This window comes from Methylosinus sp. Ce-a6 (assembly GCF_009811655.1).
GTDB lineage: Bacteria > Pseudomonadota > Alphaproteobacteria > Rhizobiales > Beijerinckiaceae > Methylosinus.
The window spans coordinates 1-24,223 of the sequence record NZ_BGJX01000021.1; the positions used below are offsets into that span (position 1 = coordinate 1).

Annotated in this window: 24 protein-coding genes, 1 tRNA gene and 1 riboswitch; of the genes, 5 read left to right on the forward strand and 20 right to left on the reverse strand. The window is 67.1% G+C overall.

Annotated elements, in window-relative coordinates:
* Window positions 1-172: 172 nt before the first annotated feature.
* On the reverse strand, window positions 173-691 hold the full coding sequence (locus tag Mspo_RS13510) for a DUF1269 domain-containing protein (RefSeq protein ID WP_159730573.1): 519 nt from the start codon (window positions 689-691) through the stop codon (window positions 173-175).
* Window positions 692-947: 256 nt separating this feature from the next.
* A complete protein-coding gene (locus tag Mspo_RS13515; protein ID WP_159730575.1) occupies window positions 948-2,492 on the reverse strand; it encodes an NAD(P)H-hydrate dehydratase in 1,545 nt (514 codons plus the stop codon).
* 142 nt (window positions 2,493-2,634) lie between these two features.
* On the opposite strand from Mspo_RS13515, the gene recQ reads away from it, so the two are divergent.
* Complete coding sequence (gene recQ, locus Mspo_RS13520; RefSeq protein WP_159730577.1) at window positions 2,635-4,437, forward strand: DNA helicase RecQ; 1,803 nt, start codon at window positions 2,635-2,637, stop codon at window positions 4,435-4,437.
* A 43-nt stretch (window positions 4,438-4,480) separates the two neighbouring features.
* Here recQ and cysG read toward each other — a convergent pair whose 3' ends face one another.
* The 8 genes from cysG to thiC form a co-directional block, all read right to left on the reverse strand.
* Complete coding sequence (gene cysG, locus Mspo_RS13525; RefSeq protein ID WP_159730579.1) at window positions 4,481-5,887, reverse strand: siroheme synthase CysG; 1,407 nt, start codon at window positions 5,885-5,887, stop codon at window positions 4,481-4,483.
* Between the two features lie 143 nt (window positions 5,888-6,030).
* Window positions 6,031-6,429: a cytochrome c-554 gene (locus tag Mspo_RS13530; protein ID WP_159730581.1), complete on the reverse strand. Its 399-nt coding sequence runs from the start codon at window positions 6,427-6,429 to the stop codon at window positions 6,031-6,033.
* Between the two features lie 203 nt (window positions 6,430-6,632).
* Complete coding sequence (locus Mspo_RS13535) at window positions 6,633-7,256, reverse strand: alpha-ketoglutarate-dependent dioxygenase AlkB (protein ID WP_159730583.1); 624 nt, start codon at window positions 7,254-7,256, stop codon at window positions 6,633-6,635.
* 34 nt (window positions 7,257-7,290) lie between these two features.
* On the reverse strand, window positions 7,291-7,911 hold the full coding sequence (locus Mspo_RS13540) for a 2,3-bisphosphoglycerate-dependent phosphoglycerate mutase (RefSeq protein WP_159730585.1): 621 nt from the start codon (window positions 7,909-7,911) through the stop codon (window positions 7,291-7,293).
* 36 nt (window positions 7,912-7,947) lie between these two features.
* A complete protein-coding gene (gene dapB, locus Mspo_RS13545) occupies window positions 7,948-8,763 on the reverse strand; it encodes a 4-hydroxy-tetrahydrodipicolinate reductase (RefSeq protein WP_159730587.1) in 816 nt (271 codons plus the stop codon).
* 108 nt (window positions 8,764-8,871) lie between these two features.
* Window positions 8,872-9,414 carry a molybdopterin adenylyltransferase gene (mog, locus tag Mspo_RS13550; RefSeq protein WP_159730589.1) on the reverse strand — a complete coding sequence of 181 codons (543 nt, stop codon included), beginning with the start codon at window positions 9,412-9,414 and terminating at the stop codon, window positions 8,872-8,874.
* 203 nt (window positions 9,415-9,617) lie between these two features.
* Entirely contained in the window at window positions 9,618-9,860 is a 243-nt protein-coding gene (locus tag Mspo_RS13555; protein WP_159730591.1) for a hypothetical protein, read from the reverse strand.
* 223 nt (window positions 9,861-10,083) lie between these two features.
* A complete protein-coding gene (gene thiC, locus Mspo_RS13560; protein WP_159730593.1) occupies window positions 10,084-11,916 on the reverse strand; it encodes a phosphomethylpyrimidine synthase ThiC in 1,833 nt (610 codons plus the stop codon).
* A 75-nt stretch (window positions 11,917-11,991) separates the two neighbouring features.
* Window positions 11,992-12,093: riboswitch (TPP riboswitch) on the reverse strand.
* Window positions 12,094-12,393: 300 nt separating this feature from the next.
* On the opposite strand from thiC, the gene Mspo_RS13565 reads away from it, so the two are divergent.
* Window positions 12,394-13,719: an OmpP1/FadL family transporter gene (locus tag Mspo_RS13565; RefSeq protein ID WP_159730595.1), complete on the forward strand. Its 1,326-nt coding sequence runs from the start codon at window positions 12,394-12,396 to the stop codon at window positions 13,717-13,719.
* Between the two features lie 52 nt (window positions 13,720-13,771).
* Here the strand turns inward: Mspo_RS13565 and Mspo_RS13570 are convergent, their stop codons facing one another.
* From Mspo_RS13570 to Mspo_RS13585, 4 genes are all read right to left on the reverse strand, one after another.
* The gene (locus Mspo_RS13570) at window positions 13,772-14,869 is read right to left on the reverse strand and encodes an Mrp/NBP35 family ATP-binding protein (RefSeq protein ID WP_159730597.1); all 1,098 of its coding nucleotides are present in this window, start codon (window positions 14,867-14,869) and stop codon (window positions 13,772-13,774) included.
* A 124-nt stretch (window positions 14,870-14,993) separates the two neighbouring features.
* Complete coding sequence (locus tag Mspo_RS13575) at window positions 14,994-15,305, reverse strand: hypothetical protein (protein ID WP_159730599.1); 312 nt, start codon at window positions 15,303-15,305, stop codon at window positions 14,994-14,996.
* 90 nt (window positions 15,306-15,395) lie between these two features.
* Window positions 15,396-15,473 (reverse strand) — tRNA-Pro (locus Mspo_RS13580).
* A 67-nt stretch (window positions 15,474-15,540) separates the two neighbouring features.
* Window positions 15,541-16,185 carry a MerR family transcriptional regulator gene (locus tag Mspo_RS13585; RefSeq protein ID WP_159730601.1) on the reverse strand — a complete coding sequence of 215 codons (645 nt, stop codon included), beginning with the start codon at window positions 16,183-16,185 and terminating at the stop codon, window positions 15,541-15,543.
* A 190-nt stretch (window positions 16,186-16,375) separates the two neighbouring features.
* Here Mspo_RS13585 and Mspo_RS13590 point away from each other — a divergent pair, with 190 nt between their 5' ends.
* Complete coding sequence (locus Mspo_RS13590; RefSeq protein ID WP_159730603.1) at window positions 16,376-17,476, forward strand: COX15/CtaA family protein; 1,101 nt, start codon at window positions 16,376-16,378, stop codon at window positions 17,474-17,476.
* A gap of 35 nt (window positions 17,477-17,511) precedes the next feature.
* On the opposite strand, the gene argC is transcribed toward Mspo_RS13590, so the two are convergent.
* The 4 genes from argC to Mspo_RS13610 form a co-directional block, all read right to left on the reverse strand.
* Entirely contained in the window at window positions 17,512-18,429 is a 918-nt protein-coding gene (gene argC, locus Mspo_RS13595; protein WP_159730605.1) for an N-acetyl-gamma-glutamyl-phosphate reductase, read from the reverse strand.
* An 81-nt stretch (window positions 18,430-18,510) separates the two neighbouring features.
* Window positions 18,511-18,993 carry a 30S ribosomal protein S9 gene (rpsI, locus tag Mspo_RS13600; RefSeq protein WP_159730607.1) on the reverse strand — a complete coding sequence of 161 codons (483 nt, stop codon included), beginning with the start codon at window positions 18,991-18,993 and terminating at the stop codon, window positions 18,511-18,513.
* Window positions 18,994-18,996: 3 nt separating this feature from the next.
* Window positions 18,997-19,476 (reverse strand): 50S ribosomal protein L13, encoded by a 480-nt coding sequence (gene rplM / locus Mspo_RS13605; protein ID WP_159730609.1) that lies wholly within the window; start codon window positions 19,474-19,476, stop codon window positions 18,997-18,999.
* 157 nt (window positions 19,477-19,633) lie between these two features.
* Window positions 19,634-20,848, reverse strand: a complete 1,215-nt coding sequence (locus Mspo_RS13610) for a cupin domain-containing protein (protein WP_159730611.1) — start codon at window positions 20,846-20,848, stop codon at window positions 19,634-19,636.
* Window positions 20,849-21,064: 216 nt separating this feature from the next.
* Between Mspo_RS13610 and Mspo_RS13615 the strand changes: the two genes are divergently transcribed.
* The gene (locus Mspo_RS13615) at window positions 21,065-21,676 is read left to right on the forward strand and encodes a transglutaminase-like cysteine peptidase (RefSeq protein WP_244613439.1); all 612 of its coding nucleotides are present in this window, start codon (window positions 21,065-21,067) and stop codon (window positions 21,674-21,676) included.
* A gap of 199 nt (window positions 21,677-21,875) precedes the next feature.
* Here the strand turns inward: Mspo_RS13615 and Mspo_RS13620 are convergent, their stop codons facing one another.
* Window positions 21,876-22,460, reverse strand: a complete 585-nt coding sequence (locus Mspo_RS13620; RefSeq protein ID WP_159730613.1) for a Uma2 family endonuclease — start codon at window positions 22,458-22,460, stop codon at window positions 21,876-21,878.
* A 73-nt stretch (window positions 22,461-22,533) separates the two neighbouring features.
* Between Mspo_RS13620 and ruvB the strand changes: the two genes are divergently transcribed.
* Window positions 22,534-23,583 (forward strand): Holliday junction branch migration DNA helicase RuvB, encoded by a 1,050-nt coding sequence (ruvB, locus tag Mspo_RS13625; RefSeq protein WP_201281702.1) that lies wholly within the window; start codon window positions 22,534-22,536, stop codon window positions 23,581-23,583.
* A 3-nt stretch (window positions 23,584-23,586) separates the two neighbouring features.
* On the opposite strand, the gene Mspo_RS13630 is transcribed toward ruvB, so the two are convergent.
* Entirely contained in the window at window positions 23,587-24,144 is a 558-nt protein-coding gene (locus tag Mspo_RS13630) for a DNA/RNA non-specific endonuclease (protein WP_159730617.1), read from the reverse strand.
* Window positions 24,145-24,223: the final 79 nt, after the last annotated feature.

The following is a 24,223-nucleotide window of genomic DNA, read 5'->3' on the forward strand; positions in this document are numbered from 1 at the left end:
CAGAAAGTACCCCGAAACTCTCGGGAAAGCCGGGCATGCGCCCGCGACCTATCGACTCATTCCCCGGACAGCCGTGCGCTTCGCGGGAGAGGGAGAAGATTCTGCGCTTCATCGAGATCACGCGCGACGCTCGCCGCCTCCCTCTCCCGCGATAGCGGGGGCCTTCACCGACTCAAGGCGTAGACGGCGCGGCGACCGGCGTCGAGACATGCGCCGCGAGCGCGTCGCGCAGCGCCTGCTCCTTGGTGTGATCCAGCGACGTCTTGAGCACGACGCCGCCGGTTCCCTTCACCGCGTCGAGCAGCTTGTCGGCCGTCAGCTTGCGGATCAGCACGAAGAGCGCGGCGTTGCCGGGCTGAAGCGTCTCCGAGAGCTGCTTCATGAAATCGTCGTTGATGCCGTAATCGGTGAGCGCGCCGCTGAGCGCGCCGGCGCCCGCGCCGATCGCCGCGCCGAGCAGCGGATTGAGAAAGATGAGGCCGATCAGCGCGCCCCAGAAGGTGCCGCTCACGGCGCCGGCAGCGGTGGTGTTGATGAGCTGGTTCAGCTTCACATGGCCGCTCGGCTCCTTGACCGCGATGACCGCGTCGCTGATCTCGATCACATATTCTTTTTGCAGATCGAACAGCTTCTGCCGTATTTCCTCGGCCTTGGCCTCGGTCGGATAGACAATGACAACGAGATCGGACATGAAAGCTCTCCCTTTGACGGACGGCTCGCATCCTCATCCAAGCGCGTGAACGTGTCGTTGCGACGACTGCGCGAATTATGGGGGAGCCGCGCGCCGCCAGTCGGCCAAACGCGCGAGCGCGCGCATCGTTTCCGCTACTCACTTCATCTAGAGCGTTTCCAGCCGAAGCGGACGCCGGCTCGGCGTTGGAAACGCATTAAAAACAAAAATCTAGAGGCTTTTCATGTTTCAATGAAACATGAAAAGCCTCTAAGGCTCAAATCGAAACCAGCCGACGCCACGCCGACGGCAGATGATCGATGATGTCGTCGGCGATGAGGCCGGGACCGAAGTCCTCCGCCGCGGCGGCGTGCATCCACACCGCGCAGCAGGCGGCGGCGAAAGGCTCCATCCCCTGCGCGAGCAGACCTGCGACAATTCCAGTGAGAACGTCGCCCGAACCCGCTGTGGCGAGCCAGGGCGAAGCCTCCGGCAGGATGGAGGCGCGCCCGTCCGGCGCGGCGACGACCGTGTCCGGCCCCTTGAACACCACGATCGCGCCTATGTCGCGGGCGGCGTCGCGCGTGCGCTCGAGCTTGGAGATGGGCGCGCCGCTGATCGTCTTCTCCCAGCGCTGGCCGTGGAAGAGACGCGCGAATTCCCCGCCATGGGGCGTCAGGACCACGGGACCCGGCGCCGCGCGGATGGCCTCGCGCAAACGGTCCGGCGCGAGGGCGAAGCTCGTCAGCGCGTCGGCGTCGAGCACGGCGGCGCGACGCTCGGGCGAAGGCGCGAGCGCGGTCTCGACCAGAGCGCAGCTCGATTCGCCCACGCCGAGGCCCGGCCCCAGCGCCACGACATTCTTGCGCTTGTCCTCGAGCAGGGCGGAGAGGCCGGCGGGGCCGTCGGCGACGCGCAGCATCACGGAGGTGAGCGCCGGGGCGCTGACGGCGAAAGCCTCTTGCGGCGTCGCCAGAGTGACGAGCCCGGCGCCGGCGCGCAGCGCCGCCAGAGCCGAGAGCCGCGCCGCCCCCGTATGGGAAGCGCCGCCGGACACGACCACCGCATGGCCGCGCGCATATTTATGGCCCTCCACCCGCGGCAGGCGCAGCGCGTCGCGCCAGGCGGCGGGCTCGTTGACGAAGGTCTGCGGCTGGATCTTCTCCAGCACATTCGACCTGATGCCGATATGGGCGCAGGAGATGGTTCCGCAGCGCAGCCGGCCCGGCAGCAGCAGATGCCCGCATTTGAGGCGGAAGAAAGTGACCGTCGAATCCGCCTGCACGGCGACGCCGCGAATGGCGCCGCTCGTGCCGTCCACGCCCGAAGGGATGTCGATGGCGATGATCTTCTGCTTCGTCTCCTCGCGCCAGGCGTTGAGGCGCTCGATGAGCTCGGCCGCCGGACCGTCGATGTCGCGCGCGAGACCCGTGCCGAACAGCGCGTCGATGACGAGGTCGACGCCCTGAAAATCGCAAGTGGCGGCGTCTTCGATGCGCCCGTCCCAGCTCGCCGCCGCCTCGCGCGCGTCGCCGCGCAGCTGATCGGGCGGAACGAGCGCCGCCACCCGAACCTTGAAGCGCTGGCTGCGCAATATGCGCGCGGCGACATAGCCGTCGCCGCCATTATTGCCGGGACCGCAGAGCACCAGCACGCGCCGCCCGGCCGTCTTCACCAGAAAGGCGGTGGCGGCCGCGGCGATGGCGGCGGCGGCCTTCTCCATCAGCGCCATGCCGGCGACGCCGCTCTCCATGGTGAGATGGTCGGCGCGCGCCATCTGCGCGGTGGTGAGGAGTTCTGGCGGAAAGGCTCCGAGCGGCATGGCGCGATGGTGGCCGAAGGCGCTTCGCTCCGCAACGGCTTTTCGATCGGCTTCTCGATTGCTGTCGAGATCGCGGCGTCGCAGCCCGCCCCGCCGAGACGCCGCCCTCGCGCCGCTCGCCGCTTCGTGCTACCCCGGCCCCATGCCCCCGCTCCCGCCGCAGGCCCGCGCGCTTCTTAGATCCGTATTCGGCTATGAGGATTTCCGGCCCGGACAGGCGGAGATCATCGCCGCCGTGCTGGCGGGCGAGCCGGTGCTCGCCATCATGCCGACGGGCAGCGGCAAATCCATGTGCTATCAGCTGCCTGCCCTCGTCGACGGCAAGCTCACAGTGGTGGTCTCGCCGCTCATCGCCCTGATGCGCGATCAGGTGCGGCAGATGCGCGCCTTCGGCGTGCCCGCGGCGACGCTCAACTCCATGAACGACGCCGCCGAGAACGACGAGGCGCGCCGCGCCATGCGCTCCGGCGAATTGCGGCTCTTGTTCGTCTCGCCCGAGCGGCTCGTCATGCCGGGCCTTATCGCCGAGCTCTCCCGCGCCGGCGCGACGCGGCTCGCGATCGACGAAGCGCATTGCGTCTCCGAATGGGGCCATGATTTCCGCCCGGAATATCGCGAGCTCGGCGCGACGGCGGCGGCGCTCGGCGCGCAGGTCGTCGGCCTCACCGCCACCGCCGACAGAGCGACGCGCGACGACATAGCGCAGCGCCTGTTCACGACGAGCCCGCGCGTCTTCCTGCATAGTTTCGACCGGCCCAATCTGGCGCTCAATTTCGCCGCCAAGGACAGCCCGCGCCGCCAGCTCACGCGCTTTTTGGAAAAGCATCGCGGCGAGAGCGGCATCGTCTATTGCTCCTCGCGCGACGCCACGGAGAAGCTCGCCGCCGTCTTCGCCGAACAGGGCCATGAGGCGATCTGCTATCACGCCGGACTCGATCAGGCGCGGCGCAACCGCAATCAGGACCGCTTCCTCCAGGAGGACGGGATCATCGCCGTCGCGACAATCGCCTTCGGCATGGGCGTCAACAAGCCGGACGTTCGCTTCGTCGCCCATGCCGACATGCCGTCGAGCGTCGAAGCCTATTATCAGGAGATCGGCCGCGCCGGCCGCGACGGGCTGCCCGCCGACACGCTCACCCTCTATGGCCTCGACGACATGGCGTTCCGCCGCCGGCAAATCGATCAGAAAGACGTGCCGGAAGAGCGGAAGCGCGTCGAGCACGACCGCTTCTCCGCTCTCGCCATGCTCTGCGAGACGCCCTCCTGCCGGCGCCAGACTCTGCTCGCCTATTTCGACGAGGAGGGCCCGCCCTGCGGGCGCTGCGACATCTGCCTCGGCCAGGTTCATATCTATGACGGCACGGTGGATGCGCAAAAGGCGCTCTCGGCCGCGATGCGCACGGGCCAGCGCTTCGGCGCGGGCTATCTCGCCGATATTCTCATGGGCGAAGCGAGCGACGCCGTGCGCCGCAACGGCCATGAAGCCATCAAGACCTTCGGCGTCGGCAAGGATCGCTCCAAGCAGGATTGGGGCGCGATCATCCGCCAGCTCTTCGCCGCCCGCGCGCTGGCGAGCACCGAGCATGGCGGCTTTCGATTGACGCCGAAGGGCGAGGACATTCTTTTCGGCCGCGCGCCGATTTCGCTGCGCCGCGATCCGCTGACCTCGAAAGGAAAGGCCAAGCGCGGCGAGGCGCCGCGCGCGACGCCGCTGGACGAGCGAGAGGAGCGCGTGCTCGCGGCCTTGAAGAAAAAGCGCCTCGAGCTCGCGCGCGACGCTGGCCTGCCGGCCTATATGGTTTTTCCCGATCGCACGCTCATCGAAATGGCGTCGCGCCGCCCGGCGACGCTCGACGAGATGCGCCGCGTGCAGGGCGTCGGCGAGCACAAGCTCGCGCAATATGGCGAGGCGTTTCTAGAGGCGCTGGCGGACGCGCTGCGCTGAAGCCACTCATGAAGCGAGCCTAAAGGCTCGCATCGGCGTCGCCTCACCCACGCAGCGTCGCGCCGATCAGCACGAGGCAGGGGCCGTCGATCGTCTCCTGCGCGACGCGCTCGGGCAGATCGCCGATCGTGCCGGCGATGACGCGCTGGCGCGGCGTGCTCGCGCGCTCGACCAGAAAGGCCGGCGTCGCCGGATCCATGCCCTCCTCCAGCAGCCGCTTCGACAGCGCCGGCAGCGTGCGGTTGCCCATATAGACAGCCGTCGTCGCGCGGCGGTCGGCGAGCGCGCGCCAATCTATGTCCTCGGGGAATTTGCCGTCGCTCGTATGGGCGGTGACGAATTGCACGCGGCGCGCCGTATCGCGATTGGTGAGCGAGACCTCGAGCGCCGCCGCGGCGGCGAGCGCCGCCGTCACCCCCGGCACCACCTCGGCCTCGAGGCCGGCGGCGCGAATGGCGCGTATCTCCTCATTGGCGCGGCCGAAGATCATCGGATCGCCGCCTTTGAGGCGCACGACATTCTTGCCCTCCGTGGCGAGCTTCACCAGCAGAGCCGTGATCTCCTCCTGCTTCACCGAGGGCGCATAGCCGCGCTTGCCGACATTGATGCGCGTCGCCTCGCGCCGGGCGAGATCGAGCACGGCGGCCGGCACCAGATCGTCGAACAGGACGACATCGGCGCCGACGAGGGCGCGCAGCCCTTTGAGCGTCAGCAGCTCCGGATCGCCCGGCCCCGCGCCGACCAGCGTCACGCGGCCGCGCGCCGCCGCGGCGTCGGCGCGGCGCGTCTCCTCGAGCAGGCTGTCGAGATCTTCGTCCTGCGGCGCATGCTCGATGCGCGCGAAAGCCTCGCGGGTGAAGCGCCGCCAGAAGTCGCGGCGCGCGAGAAAGTCGAGGCCCGACGCCATCACGCGCGGACGCCAGGCGCGCGCCGCTCTGGTCCAGGCGGAGAAGCTCGACGGGATCAGCGTCTCGACGCGCGCGCGCACGGCCTGGGCGAACGCCGGCGCAGCGCCGCTCGTCGAGACGCCGATGACGAGCGGCGAACGATTGACGATCGCGCCCATCATGAAGTCGCTGAGCGCCGGCCGGTCGGTGAGATTGACGGGAACGCCGCGCGCCTTGGCGGCGTCACGAAAAGCCTCGGCCTCCGCGTCGTCCTCTATCACGGCGAGCGCCAGCGCCGCGCCGCCGAGATCCTCCGCGCGCCAGCGCCGCTCGAAGAGGGCGAGACGCGGCCTCGCTCCGGCGACCTCCTCGAGACGCCGCGAGGGCGCCGCGGCGAAGACGTCGACCTTCGCGCCCGCCGCCGCGGCGAGGTCCGCCTTCCAGGCGGCGCCGTCCGAGCCGCCGGCGACGACGACGCGCCGCCCCTCGAGCGCATAGAACACCGGCAGCGTCGCGAGCTCCTGCATCAGCTCGGCCGGGACTTCGTCTGGCTTGCGCGTCATAGGTTTCCTATCGATCGCGGCGTCCGCCGCCTTCCCTCTCCCCGCCGGCGGGGAGAGGGGAATTGACGGCATTTAGCCCCGATCGGGCAAAAGAAAAAGCGGCCCGCGAGGGCCGCTTTCGCCGACCGAACGGAACGTTCGGATTACTTCTTCTTGCCGTCCGCGCCGAACTGGCTGAGATAGGCCCAGACGTTCTCCTGATCCGCCTCGGAAGGCAGGCCGGGGAAGACCATCTTGGTGCCGGCCACCTTGGCCTTCGGATTCTTGACGAATTCCTTGAAGGCGGCCTCGTCCCAGGTGATGCCGGAGCCCTTGAGCGCGTCGGAATAATTATAGCCCTCGACGGCGCCGGCCTTGCGGCCGTTGATGCCGTTGAGCTCCGGAGCGACCGCATTCTTGGCGGTCTCGCCGACCTGATGGCAGGCCTTGCATTTGTTGAAGACCTTCTCGCCCGCCGCGGGATCGCCGGCGGCGATCGCCTGGCCGGCCGTGGCGGCGAAAACGACGCCCGCAGCGAGCGTCAGTCTGGTCACTGATTTCATCCTCGTTCCTTTCCTCGAAGCGTCGTCCCCTCGGAACCGACTGTCTCGGTTTTGCCGGCCCTGGCGTGACGCCTGCGCCGATCGTTCATCCCGCGGGCGGGAAACTATATCGGAGCGCTAATGGTGACAATATCCTCCCCCGCCTGAACGGCGCATGAAATCTCGCCGAGCGGGCGTTCCTCGCCCCGCCGGCGAACGCCCGATCAGGTAACGCGGCGCAACGTCAGATTGATGCGTCCGCCTTCGGCGAAGAGCGGCGAGGCGAGCTTCGGCGCGAGCTCCGGCAGCAGCCGATCGACGCCATGGAAGCGCAGCCGCGCCGGGCCGCCGAGCGTCATCACATCGCCGGAGGACAGAACGAAGACGCGCGACGAATCGGCGCGTTTGCCGCCGCCGAGGCGGAATCGGCAATCCGCGCCGAGAGAGACGGAGAGAATAGGCGCCGAGAAATCCGCTTCGTCGCGGTCCTGATGCAGGCTCATGCGCGCCTCGCGCCCGTAGAAATTCACGAGGCAGGCCTGCGGCGGATGCGGATAATCGGCGAGCGCCTCCCAAGCCGCGAGCAGCACGGGCGGAATGGGCGGCCAAGGCTCGCCGGTCTCGGGATGGCGGTCCTGATAGCGATAACCGCGCGCGCGGTCGCTGACCCAGCCGAGCGGACCGCAATTGGTCATGCGGACCGAGAAAGGCCGTCCCGTGCGCGGCATCGTCGGGGTGAACAAAGGCGCGCGCGCGATCGCCTTCTCCAATTCGCGCAACAGCGCGATCTGCGCGGCTTCGTCGAAATAGCCGCTACAGAGGCGAGCGCCTGGTTCGATCTCCGCCATTCTCGCTTTCGTCTTCGCGGAGTAGCGCCGCTCGTCAGCGGTCGAGCACATCCTTTGCGGCGACGGTCGAATCGGAATTCAGCCGATAGACGATGGGCACGCCTGTCGCGATCTCGAGCGCCGGCACCGAATCGGGCGTCAGCCGATCGAGCACCATGGCCAGCGCCCGTAGCGAATTGCCATGAGCGGCGACGAGCACGCGCTCTCCGCGCATGGCGCGCGGGAGAATCTCCTGGCAATAGAAGGGCAGCACGCGCGCCACCGTGTCCTTGAGGCTCTCGCCGCCGGGCGGCGCGACGTCATAGGAGCGGCGCCACAGACGCACCTGCTCCTCTCCCCATTGCTGGCGCGCCTCGTCCTTGTTGAGCCCGGAGAGGTCGCCGTAATGCCGCTCGTTGAGCGAGCGGCTGCGAATGATGGGCACGTCCCGCTGCCCGAGCTCCTGAAAGACGAGATCGAGCGTGTGCTGCGCGCGCAGCAGCAATGAGGTGAAGCCGATGTTGAAACGCAGGTCGATGCGCTTCAGCTCGCGTCCGGCGCGGCGCGCCTCGTCGACGCCCTTGGGCGTCAGATCGGGGTTCTTCCAGCCCGTGAACAGGTTCTTTGCGTTCCACTCGCTTTCGCCATGGCGGAGGAGGACGAGAATGCGGTCCATGCGGGCTGTGTCCCTCGAATCGAACGAAGCGGCGCGTCAGGCGCCGGCGAGGCCGAGCACGTCGGCCATGGAATAGAGGCCGGGCGGCCGGCCTCGCGTCCAAATTGCGGCGGCGATCGCGCCGCGCGCGAAAATGCCCCGATCCTCGGCGCGATGCGTCAGCTCGATGCGCTCTCCCGCTCCGGCGAAAATCACCGAATGCTCGCCGACCACCGTGCCGCCGCGCAATGCGGCGAAGCCGATATCGCCTTCCCGGCGCGTGCCGGTGAGCCCGTCGCGGGCGCGGGCGCTATGCTCGCCGAGCGCGATCTCCCGACCCCGCGCCGCCGCCTCGCCGAGCAGCAGCGCCGTGCCGGAGGGGGCGTCGACCTTCATGCGGTGATGCATCTCGACGATCTCTATGTCCCAGGCCGGGCCGAGCGCCTTCGCGGCGCGCTCGACGAGAACGGCCAGAAGATTGACGCCGAGGCTCATATTGCCGGAGCGCACGACGGCGACGCGCTCGGCGGCCGCGGCGACGGATGCGAGCTCGCGCTCCGAAAGTCCGGTCGTGCCGATGACATGAGCGACGCCCGCCGCCGCGGCGAGCCCGGCGAGCGCCACTGTGGTCGCGGGGGTCGAGAAATCGATGACGACGTCGGCGTTGGCGAGCGCGGCCTCGGCGTCGGCGGTGAGGCGCACGCCATTGGCGGGGCGCCCGACCAGCAGGCCGGCGTCCTCGCCGATGAAGGGTGAATTCGGCGAGTCGACCGCGCCGGTCAGCACGGCGCCTGGCGTCTCGCCCGTGGAGGCGATCAGCATCCGGCCCATGCGGCCGGCGGCGCCCACGACGACCAGCCGCACATCGCTCATCACGCTCGCCCCCGAAATTCGCGCAAGGCCTCTCCCGACGCCCGACGGCCAGTCTATACAGCCCCGATGCGCGAAAGAGAAGGGGCGCTACCCCACCTGATCGGGCAGCTATTTGCCTTTCGGGCGGAAGGCGACGACGCGCGCCGGATCGGTCTCTATATAGGCTGCGCCGATGAGATCGAGACAATAGGGGACGGCCGGCATCACCGCATCGAGACAGAGCTCGATTGCCGCCGGCTTTCCGGGCAGGTTGATGACGAGGCATTTGCCGCGGTGCGCCGCCAATTGCCGCGACAAGATCGCCGTCGGCGTCTGCGCCAGCGATACTTTGCGCATCAGCTCGCCGAAACCGGGCAATTCGCGCGGCGCGGCGGCCAGCGTCGCCTCGGGCGTGAGGTCGCGCGGCGAAGGCCCCGTCCCTCCGGTGGTGACGACGAGGTCGCAGCCGACATTGTCGGCGAGGTCGATGAGCGTGTCGCGCACGCTCTCGAAACCATCGGGAATGAGGCGCCGCTCGATCCGGAACGGGCTCGTCAGCACCTTCTCGAAATAGGCGGCGATGGCGGGGCCGCTGACGTCCTCATAGACGCCGGCGCTGGCGCGGTCGGAGGCGGTGACGACTCCGATGACGGCTTCCTGCTTCTGTGTCATGGGCCCGCACAATAGCGGCTCGGGGGCGTGTGACAACCGGCTCCGCCGATCTACTCGCCGCGCGGGCGCTCTCGTGAAAAAATTCTGAAAAATCGAGCCTCGTTCGAGCGAGGCCTCCTGGGCGCGCGTTATGTCGCGCGCCCGGGGCGTCACGATCGCGGAAGCGGATTTGCCTCCGCCGAGCCGCGTTCATGTCGGATGGATTATTCCTTGACCGAGGCCGGCTCGCAGCCGCACTTCTGATAGCAGGCTTCCTTGTCCGCCTTGGCCTTTTGAACGCCGTCAGGGCTCGTCGCGAAGCGATTCTTGACGGACAGAAATTCGAAATAGCACTTGTCCACGCAGACGCCCTGCTTGTCTTCGTCTTTGACGTCGCAGGCGGCGAAGGACGGGCCGACCATGCCAGCGAAGAGAACGGCGGCGGTCGCAACGGCGCGAATGTTCATTTGTCTTCCCTCTTTTGGACGCGGGAGCATTTGTCCCTTATTTTTGTCTCAGGGCGCATCGTCCCACGCGCAAATAGGCTGTTTTTGCTGCGCCTGTCAATGTAAGTGACATTTTGTTGTCGCGCGCATGTCAGGCAAAATTCATGCCGGAAAACATCTCGCGCCGCAGCAAGAGATCTTTTCGCGGCCGATCTCGCAAAGAGAACCTGCGCGAACGCGCCGATTACTCGGCGACGTAGATTTGCGCGCCCTTCTCGATGAATTCCGCGCTCTTCTCGGCGAAACCCTTGTCGCGCTCGGCGATCGCCGCCGCCTCCTCGCGCAGGTCGCGGGTGATCTGCATGGAGCAGAATTTCGGCCCGCACATGGAGCAGAAATGCGCGACCTTATGCGCCTCCTTGGGCAGCGTCTCGTCGTGATAGCGGCGCGCCGTATCCGGATCGAGGCCGATGTCGAATTGGTCCTCCCAACGGAAGTCGAAGCGCGCGCGGCTCATCGCGTCGTCGCGCTCCTGCGCGGCGGGATGGCCCTTGGCGAGATCGGCGGCATGGGCGGCGATGCGATAGGTGATGACGCCGGTCTTCACATCCTCGCGATCGGGCAGGCCGAGATGTTCCTTCGGCGTCACATAGCAGAGCATCGCCGTGCCGAACCAGCCGATCATCGCCGCCCCTATGCCGGAGGTGATATGGTCGTAGCCCGGCGCTATGTCGGTGACGAGCGGGCCCAGCGTGTAGAAAGGCGCCTCGCCGCATTCGCGCAGCTGCTTCTCCATATTCACTTTGATCTTGTGCATCGGCACATGGCCGGGGCCTTCGATCATCACTTGGCAGCCCTTGTCCCAGGCGATCTTCGTCAATTCGCCCAAGGTCTCGAGCTCGGCGAATTGCGCGGCGTCATTGGCGTCGGCGATCGAGCCGGGACGCAGGCCGTCGCCGAGCGAGAAGGAGACGTCGTAGCGGCGCATGATGTCGCAGATCTCGTCGAAGCGCTCGTAGAGGAAGCTCTCCTGATGGCGCGAGAGACACCAGCGCGCCATGATCGAGCCGCCGCGCGACACGATGCCGGTCACGCGACCCGCGGTGAGCGGCACATGGGCGAGACGCACGCCGGCGTGAATGGTGAAATAATCGACGCCCTGCTCCGCCTGCTCGATCAGCGTGTCCTTGAACACCTCCCAATCGAGCCTCGTCGCGTCGCCGCCGACCTTCTCCAGCGCCTGATAGATCGGCACGGTGCCGATCGGCGCGGGCGAATTGCGGATGATCCAGTCGCGAATATTGTGGATGTTGCGGCCGGTGGAGAGATCCATCACCGTATCGGCGCCCCAGCGGATCGCCCACACCATTTTCTCCACCTCCTCGGCGACCGAGGAGGCGACGGCGGAATTGCCGATATTGGCGTTGACCTTCACCAGAAAATTCCGGCCGATGATCATCGGCTCGGCTTCCGGGTGATTGATGTTGGCGGGGATGATGGCGCGCCCGCGCGCGACTTCCTCGCGCACGAATTCCGGCGTCACGAAAGCGGGAATTTCGGCGCCGAATCCTTCGCCCGCCTCTATCCGCTCGGCGGCCTGCGCGAAGGCGCGCTCACGGCAGAGATTTTCGCGATGGGCGACATAGATCATCTCTTCGGTGACGACGCCGGCGCGCGCGAATTCGAGCTGCGTCACGGGGGCGGAGCCGCTGGCGCGGCGGATCGACCGCGGCGCGGGACAGGGCGGAACGAGACGATCCTCGCCGACGAAACCATTGTCCTCCGGCTTCACCGTGCGGCCGTCATAGGTCTCGAGGCCGGCGCGGTTCGAAAGCCAGCGGCGCGTCGGCGGCAATCCGGCCGAGAGGTCCGCGACGAATTCCGCGCAGCTATAGGGACCGGAGGGGTCATAGACGCGCAGCGGCGCCTCGCCGGCGGAAGGATGCAGGGCGATCTCGCGCACGGGAACCCGAATGTCCTCCCGGCCGCGAGGGCAAGAATAGATCTTGCGCGACGCGCCGATGGGCCCGGTCGTCACGCTCTGGGGAGTCGTCGGGCGTTTGTCCTGCACGTTCATCGTCGCGCTCCCTGGTTACGAAGATCGAAGGGCGGCGGGCGATGAAGTCGAAAGACGCCGTCCCGAAGATCGGACGACGGTCCAGCCTGGCCTTCCCTCGCGCCGGCATTACCCGGATCAGGTTCGATGGGTGCTTCTCAGCCACTCCTTACCGGAGAGGCGCCCCTCGCCATCTCGAGAATCTTATCCGCGCCCCGTCATCCCGGCAAGCCCGGCGTCGACTGCCCGCAGAGCAATCGCGCGCCGGAAGGGGCGTTCCCCCGATCGCCCAGCGACAGCCCGGCGTCGGCGGCCTGTGGCAAAAACGTGACAGCCCTGGAAATATTCGTCGGCGAGGCGGCGGCAGCGCTGTCCGAGGTCGCCCGCTCTGATAGTTTCCCAGATAAAGCGAGTCGTGAGATATGAACGCCGCCGGGTTGCCGAGTGCTTCTTAAATGGCGTGTGAACGGCGACCGATCTGAGGCGGGGCGATAGATAATGAACGGACATTCCTGGCGTGTTTTTGTCTCGGCGGCTGCTCTCACCGTTTCGCTCGCGGCTCCGTCGATCGCGGCGGACGGCTATTTTCTGATCGGCTACGGGCCGCGTCAGAAGGCGCTGGGCGGCGCGGGCGTCGCCGATTCGCGCGACGCAATGTCATTGTCGGTCAATCCGGCCGGCCTCGTCGATCTCGAGCGCCAGATGCAGCTGGGCGTCACCGCCCTCTTGCCGGAGCGCGGCTATTCGACCGACGGCCTGCCGCGGGTCATAGCGCCGGGCGACGTCCGCAGCGGACGTCCGATCTTCCCCGTGCCTCATGACGCCTATGCCGCGCCAATCGACGCCGATTCGGCCTGGGGCACGGCGTCCTACGCCAATGGCGGCATCAACACCTCTTTCGATTTCGGCCATTATCACCCGCCGCTCGGCGGCCCCTTCGGCGGCGGCTATGCGGGCGTCGATCTCGAACAGGCGTTCACCAGCGTCGGCTATGCGCAGAAATTCGGCTCGCTGTCGATCGGCGCGGCGCCTACCATCGCGGTGCAGACAATCAATCTGCAGGGGTTGAAGGCTTTCTCGCCCTACTCTTCCGACATGTATCGTCTGTCCGACAATGGCTATGACTGGTCGGTCGGCGGCGGCGTCCGCTTCGGCGCGCAATGGCGCGTGACCGATCAGTTTCGCATCGGCGTCGCGGCGTCGACGCCCATGTTCATGACGCGCTTCGCGAAATATGCAGGCCTCTTCGCCGATGGCGGACGGTTCGACATTCCGGCTTCGATCATCGCGGGCGTCGCCTATGATCTGACGCCGGACCTGACCGTCATGGCCGACTGGCACCATATCTTCTATTCGGGCGTGTCGTCGGTGAGCAATCCGAGCTTCCCGGTCCTCTATCGGTCGCTCGGCGCGTCCAACGGCCCGGGCTTCGGCTGGAAGGACACGGATTCGGCCGCCTTCGGCGTCGAATGGCGCGTGCAGCCGGGCTTTGCGCTGCGCGCCGGCTATCATTACGCGACCAATCCGATCCCCTCGAATTCGGTCACGCTCAATCTGCTGGCGCCGATCATCAATGCGCATCACATCAGCGGCGGCGTCAGCTACGCCGTCACCAAGAATTCGTCGGTCGACCTCGCGGTCGTCTATGCGTTCAAGAACAGTGTGCGCGGCCCAGAGGCGCTGCCGCAGACGCCGCTGACTCCCTTGGGCGCCTATAATCCGGCCGCGAACGTCAATCTCTGGCTGCGCGGCCTCGAGATCTCGGTCGGCTGGACCTATAAATTCGACGCCGGCGATCATTCTCTGATCCCGACCCATCTCTAAAGGACGAGAACAGAAGGCCGCGGCCCGCCGGAACCGGGCCGCGGCCTTCGCCTCATCCGACGACGATCTTCGGCGGCGCCCGGCGCGACTGCGTCTCCAGCAAATTCTTCACCTTGGCGGCGAGCTCCTTGTAGATCGCCGCATGAGGGCCGTCCGGCTCGGAGGCGACGACCGGCGTGCCGGCGTCGGAGGTCTCGCGAATCTTCAGATCGAGCGGCACCTCGCCGAGGAAGGGCACGCCCAGCGCCTCGGCGTCATGGCGCGCGCCGCCATGCGAGAAGATGTCGGTGCGGCCGCCGCAATGCGGGCACAGGAAATAGCTCATATTCTCGACCACGCCGAGAATGGGCGTCGACACTTTCTGGAACATGGCGACGCCGCGGCGCGCGTCGATCAGCGCCAGATCCTGCGGCGTCGAGACGACGACCGCGCCGGCGAGCGGCACCTGCTGCGCCATTGTGAGCTGCGCGTCGCCGGTGCCGGGCGGCATGTCGACGACGAGCGCGTCCAATTCGCCCCAGGCGACCTCGCCGAGCATCTGGCCCAGCGCCTGCGCCACCATGGGCCCGCGCCAGACCATGGGGACATCCTCCTCGACGAGGAAGCCGATGGACATGATTTTCAGGCCATAGGCCTCGAGCGGGATCATCTTGTTGTCGACCACCTCCGGCTTGCCGCTGAGGCCGAACAGGCGCGGCGCCGAGGGTCCGTAGATATCGGCGTCGAGCAGGCCGACGCGCCAGCCCTGCGCCGCGAGGCCGAGCGCCAGATTGGCGGAGGTTGTCGATTTTCCGACGCCGCCTTTTCCCGAAGAGACGGCGATGATGTATTTGATCTTCTCGATCGCGGCGATGGGCCGGCGCTGCGGCGCTTGACCCGCCGGCGGCGCAGCCGCAGCCGCTTGCGGCGCGCGCTCCGCCGTGAGCGTCACGATCGCCGCCTCGATTCCCGGCACGGTCTTCACGGCGCCCTCGACCGCGACGCGCAGCACCTCGAGCTCCTTGGCCCGCGCCGGATCGCCGGTGAGCGACACGAAGGCCTTGGCCCCCGACACATTGACTCCGCTGACGAGGCCCGCGGCGACGATGGATTTGCCGCCCGGACCCGCGACGCTCTCCAGCGCCTTCAAGACTGATGCTTCATCGGCCACTGTCTTCGCCTTTCGCACGAACCCGCTTCCGACGCCCTCCCGAGCGGGCGTCTTTTGGAAGCATTCTACGCAATCGGTATGCCGATATTCGGCCGATGCGTCTACGGGCCCGCGCGAAGCGCCGTCACGCCCTCTGCTTCTGAACGAGAGCGTTGCGGATGAGGCCGACGATCGCCGTCACGATGGCGCCCGACACGCCGCCGCCGACGAGCTGGCCGGCGACGACGGCGATATCGAAGCCGCCATTGCCCGCGGCGCCTGTGAGCGCCGGAATGAGCGAGGAGAGGATCGAGCCGCCGCCGGCCCCTCCGAGCGCGCCGACGATGGCGTTGGCGACGGGGCCGAGATCGAGGCTCTTGGCCGTCTTGCCGACGCCCGAGCCGCCTGCGGCGCCGCCGATGAGCTGGATGATGAGATTGAGGAGCGTTTCAGACATGGGCTGCGCCTTTCGTTGACGGTTGACGACCGAAAACGAATTTGCGCGCAGCGAGGGATTATCAACCCTGCCGAGAGTGGGAGCGGCGAATGGTCGGAGTGGCGGGATTCGAACCCACGACCCCTTGTCCCCCAGACAAGTGCGCTAACCGGGCTGCGCTACACTCCGATGGCCGCTCTTATAGAGGCCGCGGCCGCCGCTGGCAACGCATGTCGGAGCGAAGAGCGCGAGGAATTCACCGCCGCGTCAGCTCCAACATGCGGCGGCATTCGGCGAGATCGGCCAGCGCCTGCCGCAGAAGCCGCTCGTCCTGCGAGCGCAGGCCGCCCGTGGGCGCCTCCGAGAGCCGCACGGCCGGCAGCGTCAGCATGGGCGGCGGCTCGCGCGGGGCGAGCGCGACCAGAGTGGTCGCGGCCCCCCGCTCTTCCGTTTCGCGTTCCTCGTGGATTTCTTCCGCCGCCTCGTGGATCTCGCGCAGATCGACGGGCGGCGGCTCCTCCCGCCGGGCCGGGGCGTCCGCGTGGGAGAAGAGCGAAAGCTCGGGCGAGGGACGTTCCCGCTCGTCGAAATCGGCGTCGCGCTCCGCCCGCTCGATGGCGGCGCCGGAGCCGCGGGCGCTTTCGATGACGGCGCGCGCGCCCTGCTCGCGCAAGAGGCGCTGCACGCCCTTGATCGTATAGCCGCGGCCATAGAGCAGATGGCGGATCGCCGCGACGAGCTCGACGTCGCGCGGCCGGTAGTAGCGCCGCCCGCCGGCGCGCTTGACCGGCTCGATCTCGGAAAAGCGCGTCTCCCAGAAGCGCAGCACATGGGGCGGAAGGTCGAGGCTCTCCGCGACCTCGCCGATCGTGCGGAAGGCGCCATCGCTCTTGGCGGTCAAAATCTAAGCTCCGCTCCCTGCCCGCGCGACGATTCGCGCGCTTCTATTTTCATCCTTGCCGTGGCGTTTTTCAGCCGGAATTTTTGCTTTCGCCGCCGTTTCGGCCGCCCGCCCGTCGCCCGCGCGCCTGGACAAGGGCGCGCGGCTCGCCTTAATTGGCGCGCCAGAGCCTCTCACCTCGAGCCCTCCCATGACCGACTGGATCCAGTTTCCCGCTCCGACGCCCGCCATCGTCGCGCCGCCGAGCGAGGAGAGCGCGACCGACGTGCGTTTGTGGCTGCTGATCATCGCCGCGCTGGTCTTCGCCATGGTGGTGGTGGGCGGCGCGACGCGACTCACCGAATCGGGCCTCTCCATCACCGAATGGAAGCCGATAACCGGCGTGCTGCCGCCGCTCTCGGAGGCGCAATGGGCCGCCGCTTTCGAGGATTACAAGAAGATCCCGCAATATCGCGAAATGTTCCCGAACATGGACCTTTCGCGCTTCAAGGTGATTTTCGCCTGGGAGTGGAGCCACCGTCTGCTCGGCCGTCTCATCGGCTTCGTTTTCGCTCTGCCGCTCGCCTGGTTCTGGCTGCGCGGGCGTTTGCCGAGGAGCGTCAAGCCGAAGCTCGTCGGAATATTGGCGCTGGGCGCGCTGCAGGGCGGCGTCGGCTGGTGGATGGTGTCTTCCGGCCTCGTCAATCGGGTCGAGGTGGCGCAGGAGCGGCTCGCGATCCATCTGCTGCTCGCGGCCTTCATCTTCTCCGCATGTCTGTGGGTCGCCGGCGGGCTCGGCTATCGAGCGCGCATCCAAGTCGCGAGCGGGCGCCGGCGTCTCTCCTTTTTCGCGACTTTGCTGCTCGTCCTGGTCTTCGTGCAGATCGGCGCGGGCGCGCTGGTCGCGGGGCTTCGCGCCGGCTACGCCTACAATACTTGGCCGCTGATGGACGACAGCTTCGTTCCGCCCTCGGACGAGCTGCTGCGGCTCTCGCCTTGGTGGAGCAATCTCGTCGACAATGTCGCGCTGGTGCAATTCGACCATCGCATCATCGCTTATGCGCTGCTCGCGCTGGCGCTGTTCCACTTCATCGATGCGGCGGGCTCGGCGGGCGGGCGCGCCGCGCGCGGGGCCGGCGTTCTATTCGGCCATATTGTCGCGCAAGCGGCGCTGGGCGTGGCGACGCTGGTGCTCGTCGTGCCGTTCTGGGCGGCGCTCTCGCATCAGGCGCTCGCAATGGGCGTGCTGGCCGTGGCGACGCTTCATGCGCGGCGCCTGCGCACGGCCGAGGCCATGACGGACGAAGACTGATATTCGAACCGCGCCTTCGGCGCGGTCGATCGATTTCAGCTCGCGCCCCCGAGCATCAGCGACAAATTCTGCACGGCGGCGCCCGACGCGCCTTTGCCGAGATTGTCGAGCCGCGCGACGAGCAGCGCCTGACGCCGCTCCTCATGCGCGAAGACGAAGATTTCGAGATCATTGGTTCCGTTCGAGGCGAGCGCGTCGAGACGGCCGGACTTCGGCGCCGGAACCACGCGCACATGCGTCGCGCCCGCATAGTGACGCGCCAGCGCCGCCTCGAGATCGACCGCGCGAGGACGTGCGGAAAGAGACTCGAGCGCGAGCGGAATGGAGACGAGCATCCCTTGCCGGAAATTGCCGACGGAGGGAACGAACAAGGGCGTCGAAGCAAGCCGCGCATAAGCGACGATCTCCGGCAGATGCTTATGCTCGAGCGTAAGGCCATAGAGCTCGAAGCCCGGCGCCTCGCCTTTCTCATGAGCCTCGATCATCTGCTTTCCGCCGCCGGAATAGCCGGAAACGGCGTTGATCGCGATATTCTCCTGCGGCGCGATCAGCCCCGCGTCGACGAGCGGCCGCAACAGAGCGATCGCGCCCGTCGCATAGCAGCCGGGATTGGCGACGCGCCGCGCGGCGCGGATCGCCTCCCCCTGGCCGGGCGCGAGCTCGGGAAAGCCATAGGTCCAGCCGGGCGCGACGCGATGCGCTGTGGAGGCGTCGAGAATGCGCGGAGCCGCCGCGCCCAATTCATCGGCGAGCGCGACCGTCTCCTTGGCGGCGGCGTCCGGCAGGCAGAGGATCGCAATGTCGACGCATGCGAGAATGTCGCGCTTGGCGGCGACCTCCTTGCGCAATTCCGGCGCGATGGAGACGAGCTCTATGTCCTTTTCGTCCGCGAGCTTCTCGCGGATTTCGAGGCCCGTGGTGCCGGCGTCGCCGTCGATGAAGATTTTGGCCATTGGTCTCGAGCGTTCCCCGAGTGAAAAACAAAAAGGGCGGCTCGCGCCGCCCTTCGTCGTCGTTCGCCGATCGAGAGATAATCAGCGCTTCGAGAACTGGAAGCTGCGGCGGGCTTTGCGCTTGCCGTATTTCTTGCGCTCGACGACGCGCGAGTCGCGGGTCAGGAAGCCCTCGCGCTTCAACGCGGCGCGAAGCTCGGGCTCATAATGGGTGAGCGCCTTTGCAAGACCATGACGCACGGCGCCGGCCTGGCCGGAGAGGCCGCCGCCGGCGACCGTGACGGTGAGGTCGTATTGGTCGACGCGATTGGCGACGCCGAGCGGCTGCTGCAGGATCATGCGCAGCACCGGACGGGCGAAATAGACGGCGACGTCGCGGCCGTTCACCGTGATCTTGCCCGTGCCGGGCTTGATCCACACGCGCGCCACGGCGTTCTTACGCTTGCCGGTGGCGTAGGCGCGGCCGTATTTGTCGAGCTTCTGCTCATATTTCGGCGCTTCGGACGCGACGGCGACCGCAGCCTGATTGAGCTCGGAGAGAGAGGAAAGCGTGGTCTCGGCCATGGGTTATGCGCTCTTGCCGTTGCGGGCGTTCTTGGGATTGAGGGCGGCGACGTCGAGCGGCTCCGGGCTCTGCGCGACATGCGGATGATCCGGCCCCTTGTAGACGCGCAGATTGCCGAGCTGCTTACGGCCGAGCGGGCCGCGCGGCAGCATGCGCTGCACCGCCTTCTCGACGACGCGCTCCGGGAAGCGCCCATCGAGAATGAACTTGGCCGAGCGCTCCTTGATGCCGCCCGGGAAGCCCGTGTGATGATGATAGACCTTCTGGTCGCGCTTGCGGCCGGTGAGGATCACCTTCTCGGCGTTGACGACGATGATGTTGTCGCCGTCGTCGACATGGGGGGTGAAGGTCGCCTTGTGCTTGCCGCGCAGACGCAGCGCGATGAGGCTGGCGAGGCGGCCGACGACGAGGCCCTTGGCGTCGATCAGCACCCATTTCTTCTGCACTTCGGCCGGCTTCGCCGAATAGGTTTTGCCAAACATGGGATAGCGAGTTCCGTTGTTCTCGGGTCCGCGCGCGCGGGATGCGGCGTGATAAGCGAGCGCGCCGCCCCTGTCAAACGGAATCGGGCGCTCGTGAGCGCCTGAAAACCCCGCATTTCCTGGCGATAGCCGGCATTGGTATCACGCTACCGTATTCCTATGGCCTGACGATCGGCTTGCCGCGCGGGAATTTGGCGATCGTCGCCTCGTCTATGTTCAGATGCCGGGCGACCATGGCGGGCGGTGTGTGAGTGAGCCAGTCGACGAGCGAGACGTCGCGGAAATGCGCGGCGCGGAACACTTCGAGGAATTGCAGCTCCGTGTCGCCGACATTCTGCACGTAATGGCCGTGGGCGCGCTTCACATAGCCTATGTCGCCGGGGTGGAAGTCTTGAGTCACGGCCTTCGGCCCGGCGTCGAAGAGGGTCATGCGGCCGTGGCCTTTCAGCCAATATTGCCATTCGTCGCCATTGGGATGCCAATGCATCTCGCGCAGCGCGCCAGGCGCGAGCGTGACCAGAGCGGCGGCGATCGTCGTCGAGACCTTGAAATTGTCGCTGTCGGCGACGCGCGCCTCGCCGCCTTTCATCTTTTTGGCGGCGGCGCTGCTCTTGAGCGAGAAAGTGTAGGGATAGGGCGGCGCCCCCTCCCCGCCTGCCGCGGAGGCCTGGTCGGCGGCGAGCGGCCCCGGAACCTCCCCTTGGAAAATATAGAGCTGGTTCAGCGGGATATTGGTGAATGTCTCGGCCGGCAGGCCGAAATTGGCGGCGAGTATCTCGGGCGGAGTGTGAGCGATCCAGTCCGTGACGAGCAGCGTATTGTATTCCGTCGCCTTGCCGTCGTCGAAACAGAGCAGGAACTCGCAGCCGTCGGGCCCGAGCCCCTGCAGCGAATGCGGCAAGCCGGCCGGGAAATACCAAATGTCCCCTTCCTCGACATCGGAGACATAGGCGCGGCCCTGATCGTCCAGCACGGTGACCCGGCAGGAGCCGTAGGAGACATAGCCCCATTCGGCGGCGAGATGCCAATGCATCTCCCTCACGCCGCCGGCGGTGAGCCGCATATCGACGCCGGAGATCTCCTCGGCGATGGCGAAGTCATATTGCGTGACCTGCCGCGCCCAGCCGCCGTTCTGCACGCGCTTCGGCGCATTGTTGAAGGACGCCCAGAACATGGGCATGTCGCTGACGTCGGTCGGAGGCGGAAACTGCGCCGAGGGGAACTGCCCGCCGATCGCCTCGCTGCGCGGGCCGGGATCGGTGAGGCTCGCCTTGTTCCTGGCGTTGATCGCGCCCTGGGGCGGCAGATCGGGATTGCCGAAGGACGGTATCGGGCGTTCCGCGATCGTCTCGCGTTTCGAGGCAGTGGCCATAACTCTCTCTCCGCAGTGATCCGAGGGGACGGCTTCCGCTCGTCTCAGATTGCGCCTCCCGGTCCCCGGTCAACCGCGCCGCGCCGCCGCGAAAAAAAGCGCAATCGCTAAAATCCGAGCATTCGAATTGGCGGGCCGGCAAAACGCCGCGCGCATTCTCGATCCCCGACGGCGAGGGCGGCGTAGACGCGCCTCGCCCGGCATTCGGGGGGTCGCGTGTTCTATTTCCTGGTTCGCGTCTCGATTCCGCTCGCTCTCGCGCTCATCGTCGCCGGCGCCTCCGCCGCCCGCGCGGAAGTCCCGCGCGGCAGCTTCGCCGTCACCGGCGAGCCGACCTCCATCCCTTACGGCTGGATGGATTTCTGCGGACGCCAGCCGCAAGAGTGCCGACAGACGGTCCTGCCCGCCGCCGACATCGAGCTCTCGCGCGAAGCCTGGGCTCGGCTGACCGCGATCAATCGCGCGGTGAACGCGGCGATCGAGCCGCTCTCCAATCTCGAGCATTGGGGCACGATCGCCGATCATTGGGATTATCCGACCGACGGCAAGGGCGATTGCAAGATCTATGCGCTGCAGAAGCGCCGGCTGCTCATGGAGATGGGCTTTCCGCGCCAGGCGCTGCTGATGACGATCGTGCGCGACAAGAACGACCAGGGCCACGCCGTGCTGACGGCGCGCACGAGCCGCGGCGATTTCATACTCGACAATCTCACCGACGAGGTGAAGCCCTGGGACGCGACCTTCTATCGCTTCGTGAAGCGCCAGTCGCAGGAAGACCCGAATATCTGGGTCTCGATCGAGACGCGGCGGCGGGTCGGCGCGCGGTGAAGGGGCGCAGCGCTCCCTTCTCCCACTCGTGGGCGAAGGTGGCCTCGCGTAGCGAGGTCGGATGAGGGCGGCGGCGGTTCGTGGCGCGCTGGTCGTGACGGGCGGTTTCGAAGATGGCGGCAAACGGGCTCGGACCTCATCCGACCCTCGCTGACGCGGGGGCCACCTTCTCCGGCAAGCGGGAGAAGGACGCGCCGCGTCAGACAGAAATCACATCCCGATAGGTTTCCGCGAGCGGCAGGCTCACCCCGATCGCCGGCAAATTCAGTTCCGCCTCGAGCCCGTCGAGAATCTGCACGCCGGACCAGACATCGCCGATGCGGTCGAAGGTCTCGATATGCGGCTGGTCGCGCTCCACCAGCACGTAATGGCGCAAGCTCGGCAGCTTCTGATAGACGGCCCATTTCTCGGATCGATCGCGCGCCTTGCTGCCCTCGGACATCACCTCGACCAGGACCGTCGGATCGTTCACGGAGGTCGCGCCCGGCTCCATCGCGCCGCAGCGGACCATGACGTCCGGCAATGTCGCCGAATCGATCGCCTTCTCCTTCATGAAGAAGGTCTCTTGAAAGACTTGGCAGGACGATCCCTTCGCCCGAAGGCGCTGCATCAGGCCGAAGGCGAGGTTCCGGGCGATGAAATGATGCTCCCAACGCGCGCCGACCATCATGCGCACGACGCGGCCGCCGATCAGCTCCCATTTTTCGTCCGAGGGCTTGTCGGCGAGAAGTTCCTCGAAATCGTCGAGGGACATATACTCGTATTGCGACGAGAGGCGGCTCACGGGCTTTTCTCCTGACCGTCAGTCTAGCATAACGCGGCTGCCCGCGCATCCGACGCAATTGGAGCCCCGATCCTTGACCACCCCTCCCCGCCGGCTGGTGACGCCCGAGAAACGCGACGATGATCCGGATCTCTCGCTGCGTCCGCTCTCGCTCGGCGACTTCACCGGCCAGGAGGCGGCGCGCAAGAATCTCAAAATCTTCATCGAGGCCGCCAAGGCGCGCGGCGAGGCGCTCGACCATGTGCTCTTCGTCGGTCCGCCCGGCCTCGGCAAGACGACGCTGGCGCAGATCGTCGCCCGCGAGCTCGGCGTCAATTTCCGCTCCACCTCCGGCCCGGTCATCGCCAAGGCCGGCGATCTCGCGGCGCAGCTCACCAATCTCGAGCCGCGCGACGTGCTGTTCATCGACGAGATCCATCGCCTCAACCCGGCGGTCGAAGAAATCCTCTATCCGGCCATGGAGGATTTTCAGCTCGATCTCATCATCGGCGAGGGCCCCGCGGCGCGCTCGGTGAAGATCGATCTCGCCAAATTCACCCTCGTCGGCGCGACGACGCGCGCCGGCCTCTTGACGACGCCGCTGCGCGACCGCTTCGGCATTCCGGTGCGGCTCAATTTCTACACTGCGGAAGAATTGGAGCTCATCGTGCGGCGCGGCGCGCGCGTGCTCGGCGTCGCCATGAGCGAGGACGGCGCGCGCGAGATCGCGCGGCGCTCGCGCGGCACGCCGCGCATCGCCGGGCGCCTGTTGCGCCGCGTGCGCGATTTCGCCATCGTCGAGAATGAGGGCAGCGTGACGCGTATGCTCGCCGATCGCGCGCTGGCGCTGCTCGAGGTCGACAGCATCGGGCTCGATGTGATGGATCGCCGCTATCTGGAAATGGTCGCCGTCAATTTCGGCGGCGGCCCGGTGGGGATAGAGACGATCGCCGCCGCGCTCTCGGAGCCGCGCGACGCGATCGAGGATATTATCGAGCCGTTCTTGCTGCAGCAGGGCTTTCTCCAGCGCACGCCGCGCGGCCGCCTGCTCACCGCCCACGCCTTCCGCCATCTCGGCCTCGCCGAGCCCGCGCGCCCGGCGGCGCAATTCGGCCTGTTCGACGAGGGCGAGACGGAAAGCTGAGGCTCAATTGCCGTGGCGACGAATATCGGCTTTCTGTCCGGGGATCAGCAGGCCCTGATCGACTCCGGTCGGCGTCTGGCCGGGTCCGCCGGCGCGCGCCGGCGCGGCGCCGCGATAGCTCCAATAGCTGAAATAGAAGGACCCCGGGCTCGCGACCGCTCGACGCTCGAGCGGGCGAAAGGCGCCGACATTCACCTTGGCCGCCTGCGGCACGAGATTAATGTCCGTCGGACCGCCGAGCGTATGGGGAATCGCATGTCCTCTGTGGTAATGCGCGCCGGCGCTCAGCGGATGTCCGCGCATCCGCGAGGCGTCGCGCGCTCCGCCGTGCCGCCCGCGGCTGACGCCCCAGGCGGCGAGCAGCCTTTCGGCGGTGATGTCGAAGAGATAGGAGAATTCCGACGACGATGTCTCGACGATATTCGAAGCGTCGAAATCCTGTGCATAGTCGTCGAGCCAGATAGCTATGAGATAGGGAACGATGTCTTTGTCGAAGCCACCGCCCGGTCCGGCCGGATCGACGCCGGCCAGCCATTTGTCGATCAGTGGATAAGCCGCCATCGAAATATCCTCGCGATTATGCCGGCATCATAATTCGTCGCGCGCGGCGCGCCAAGCCGATAGCATCGACAGCCATTCC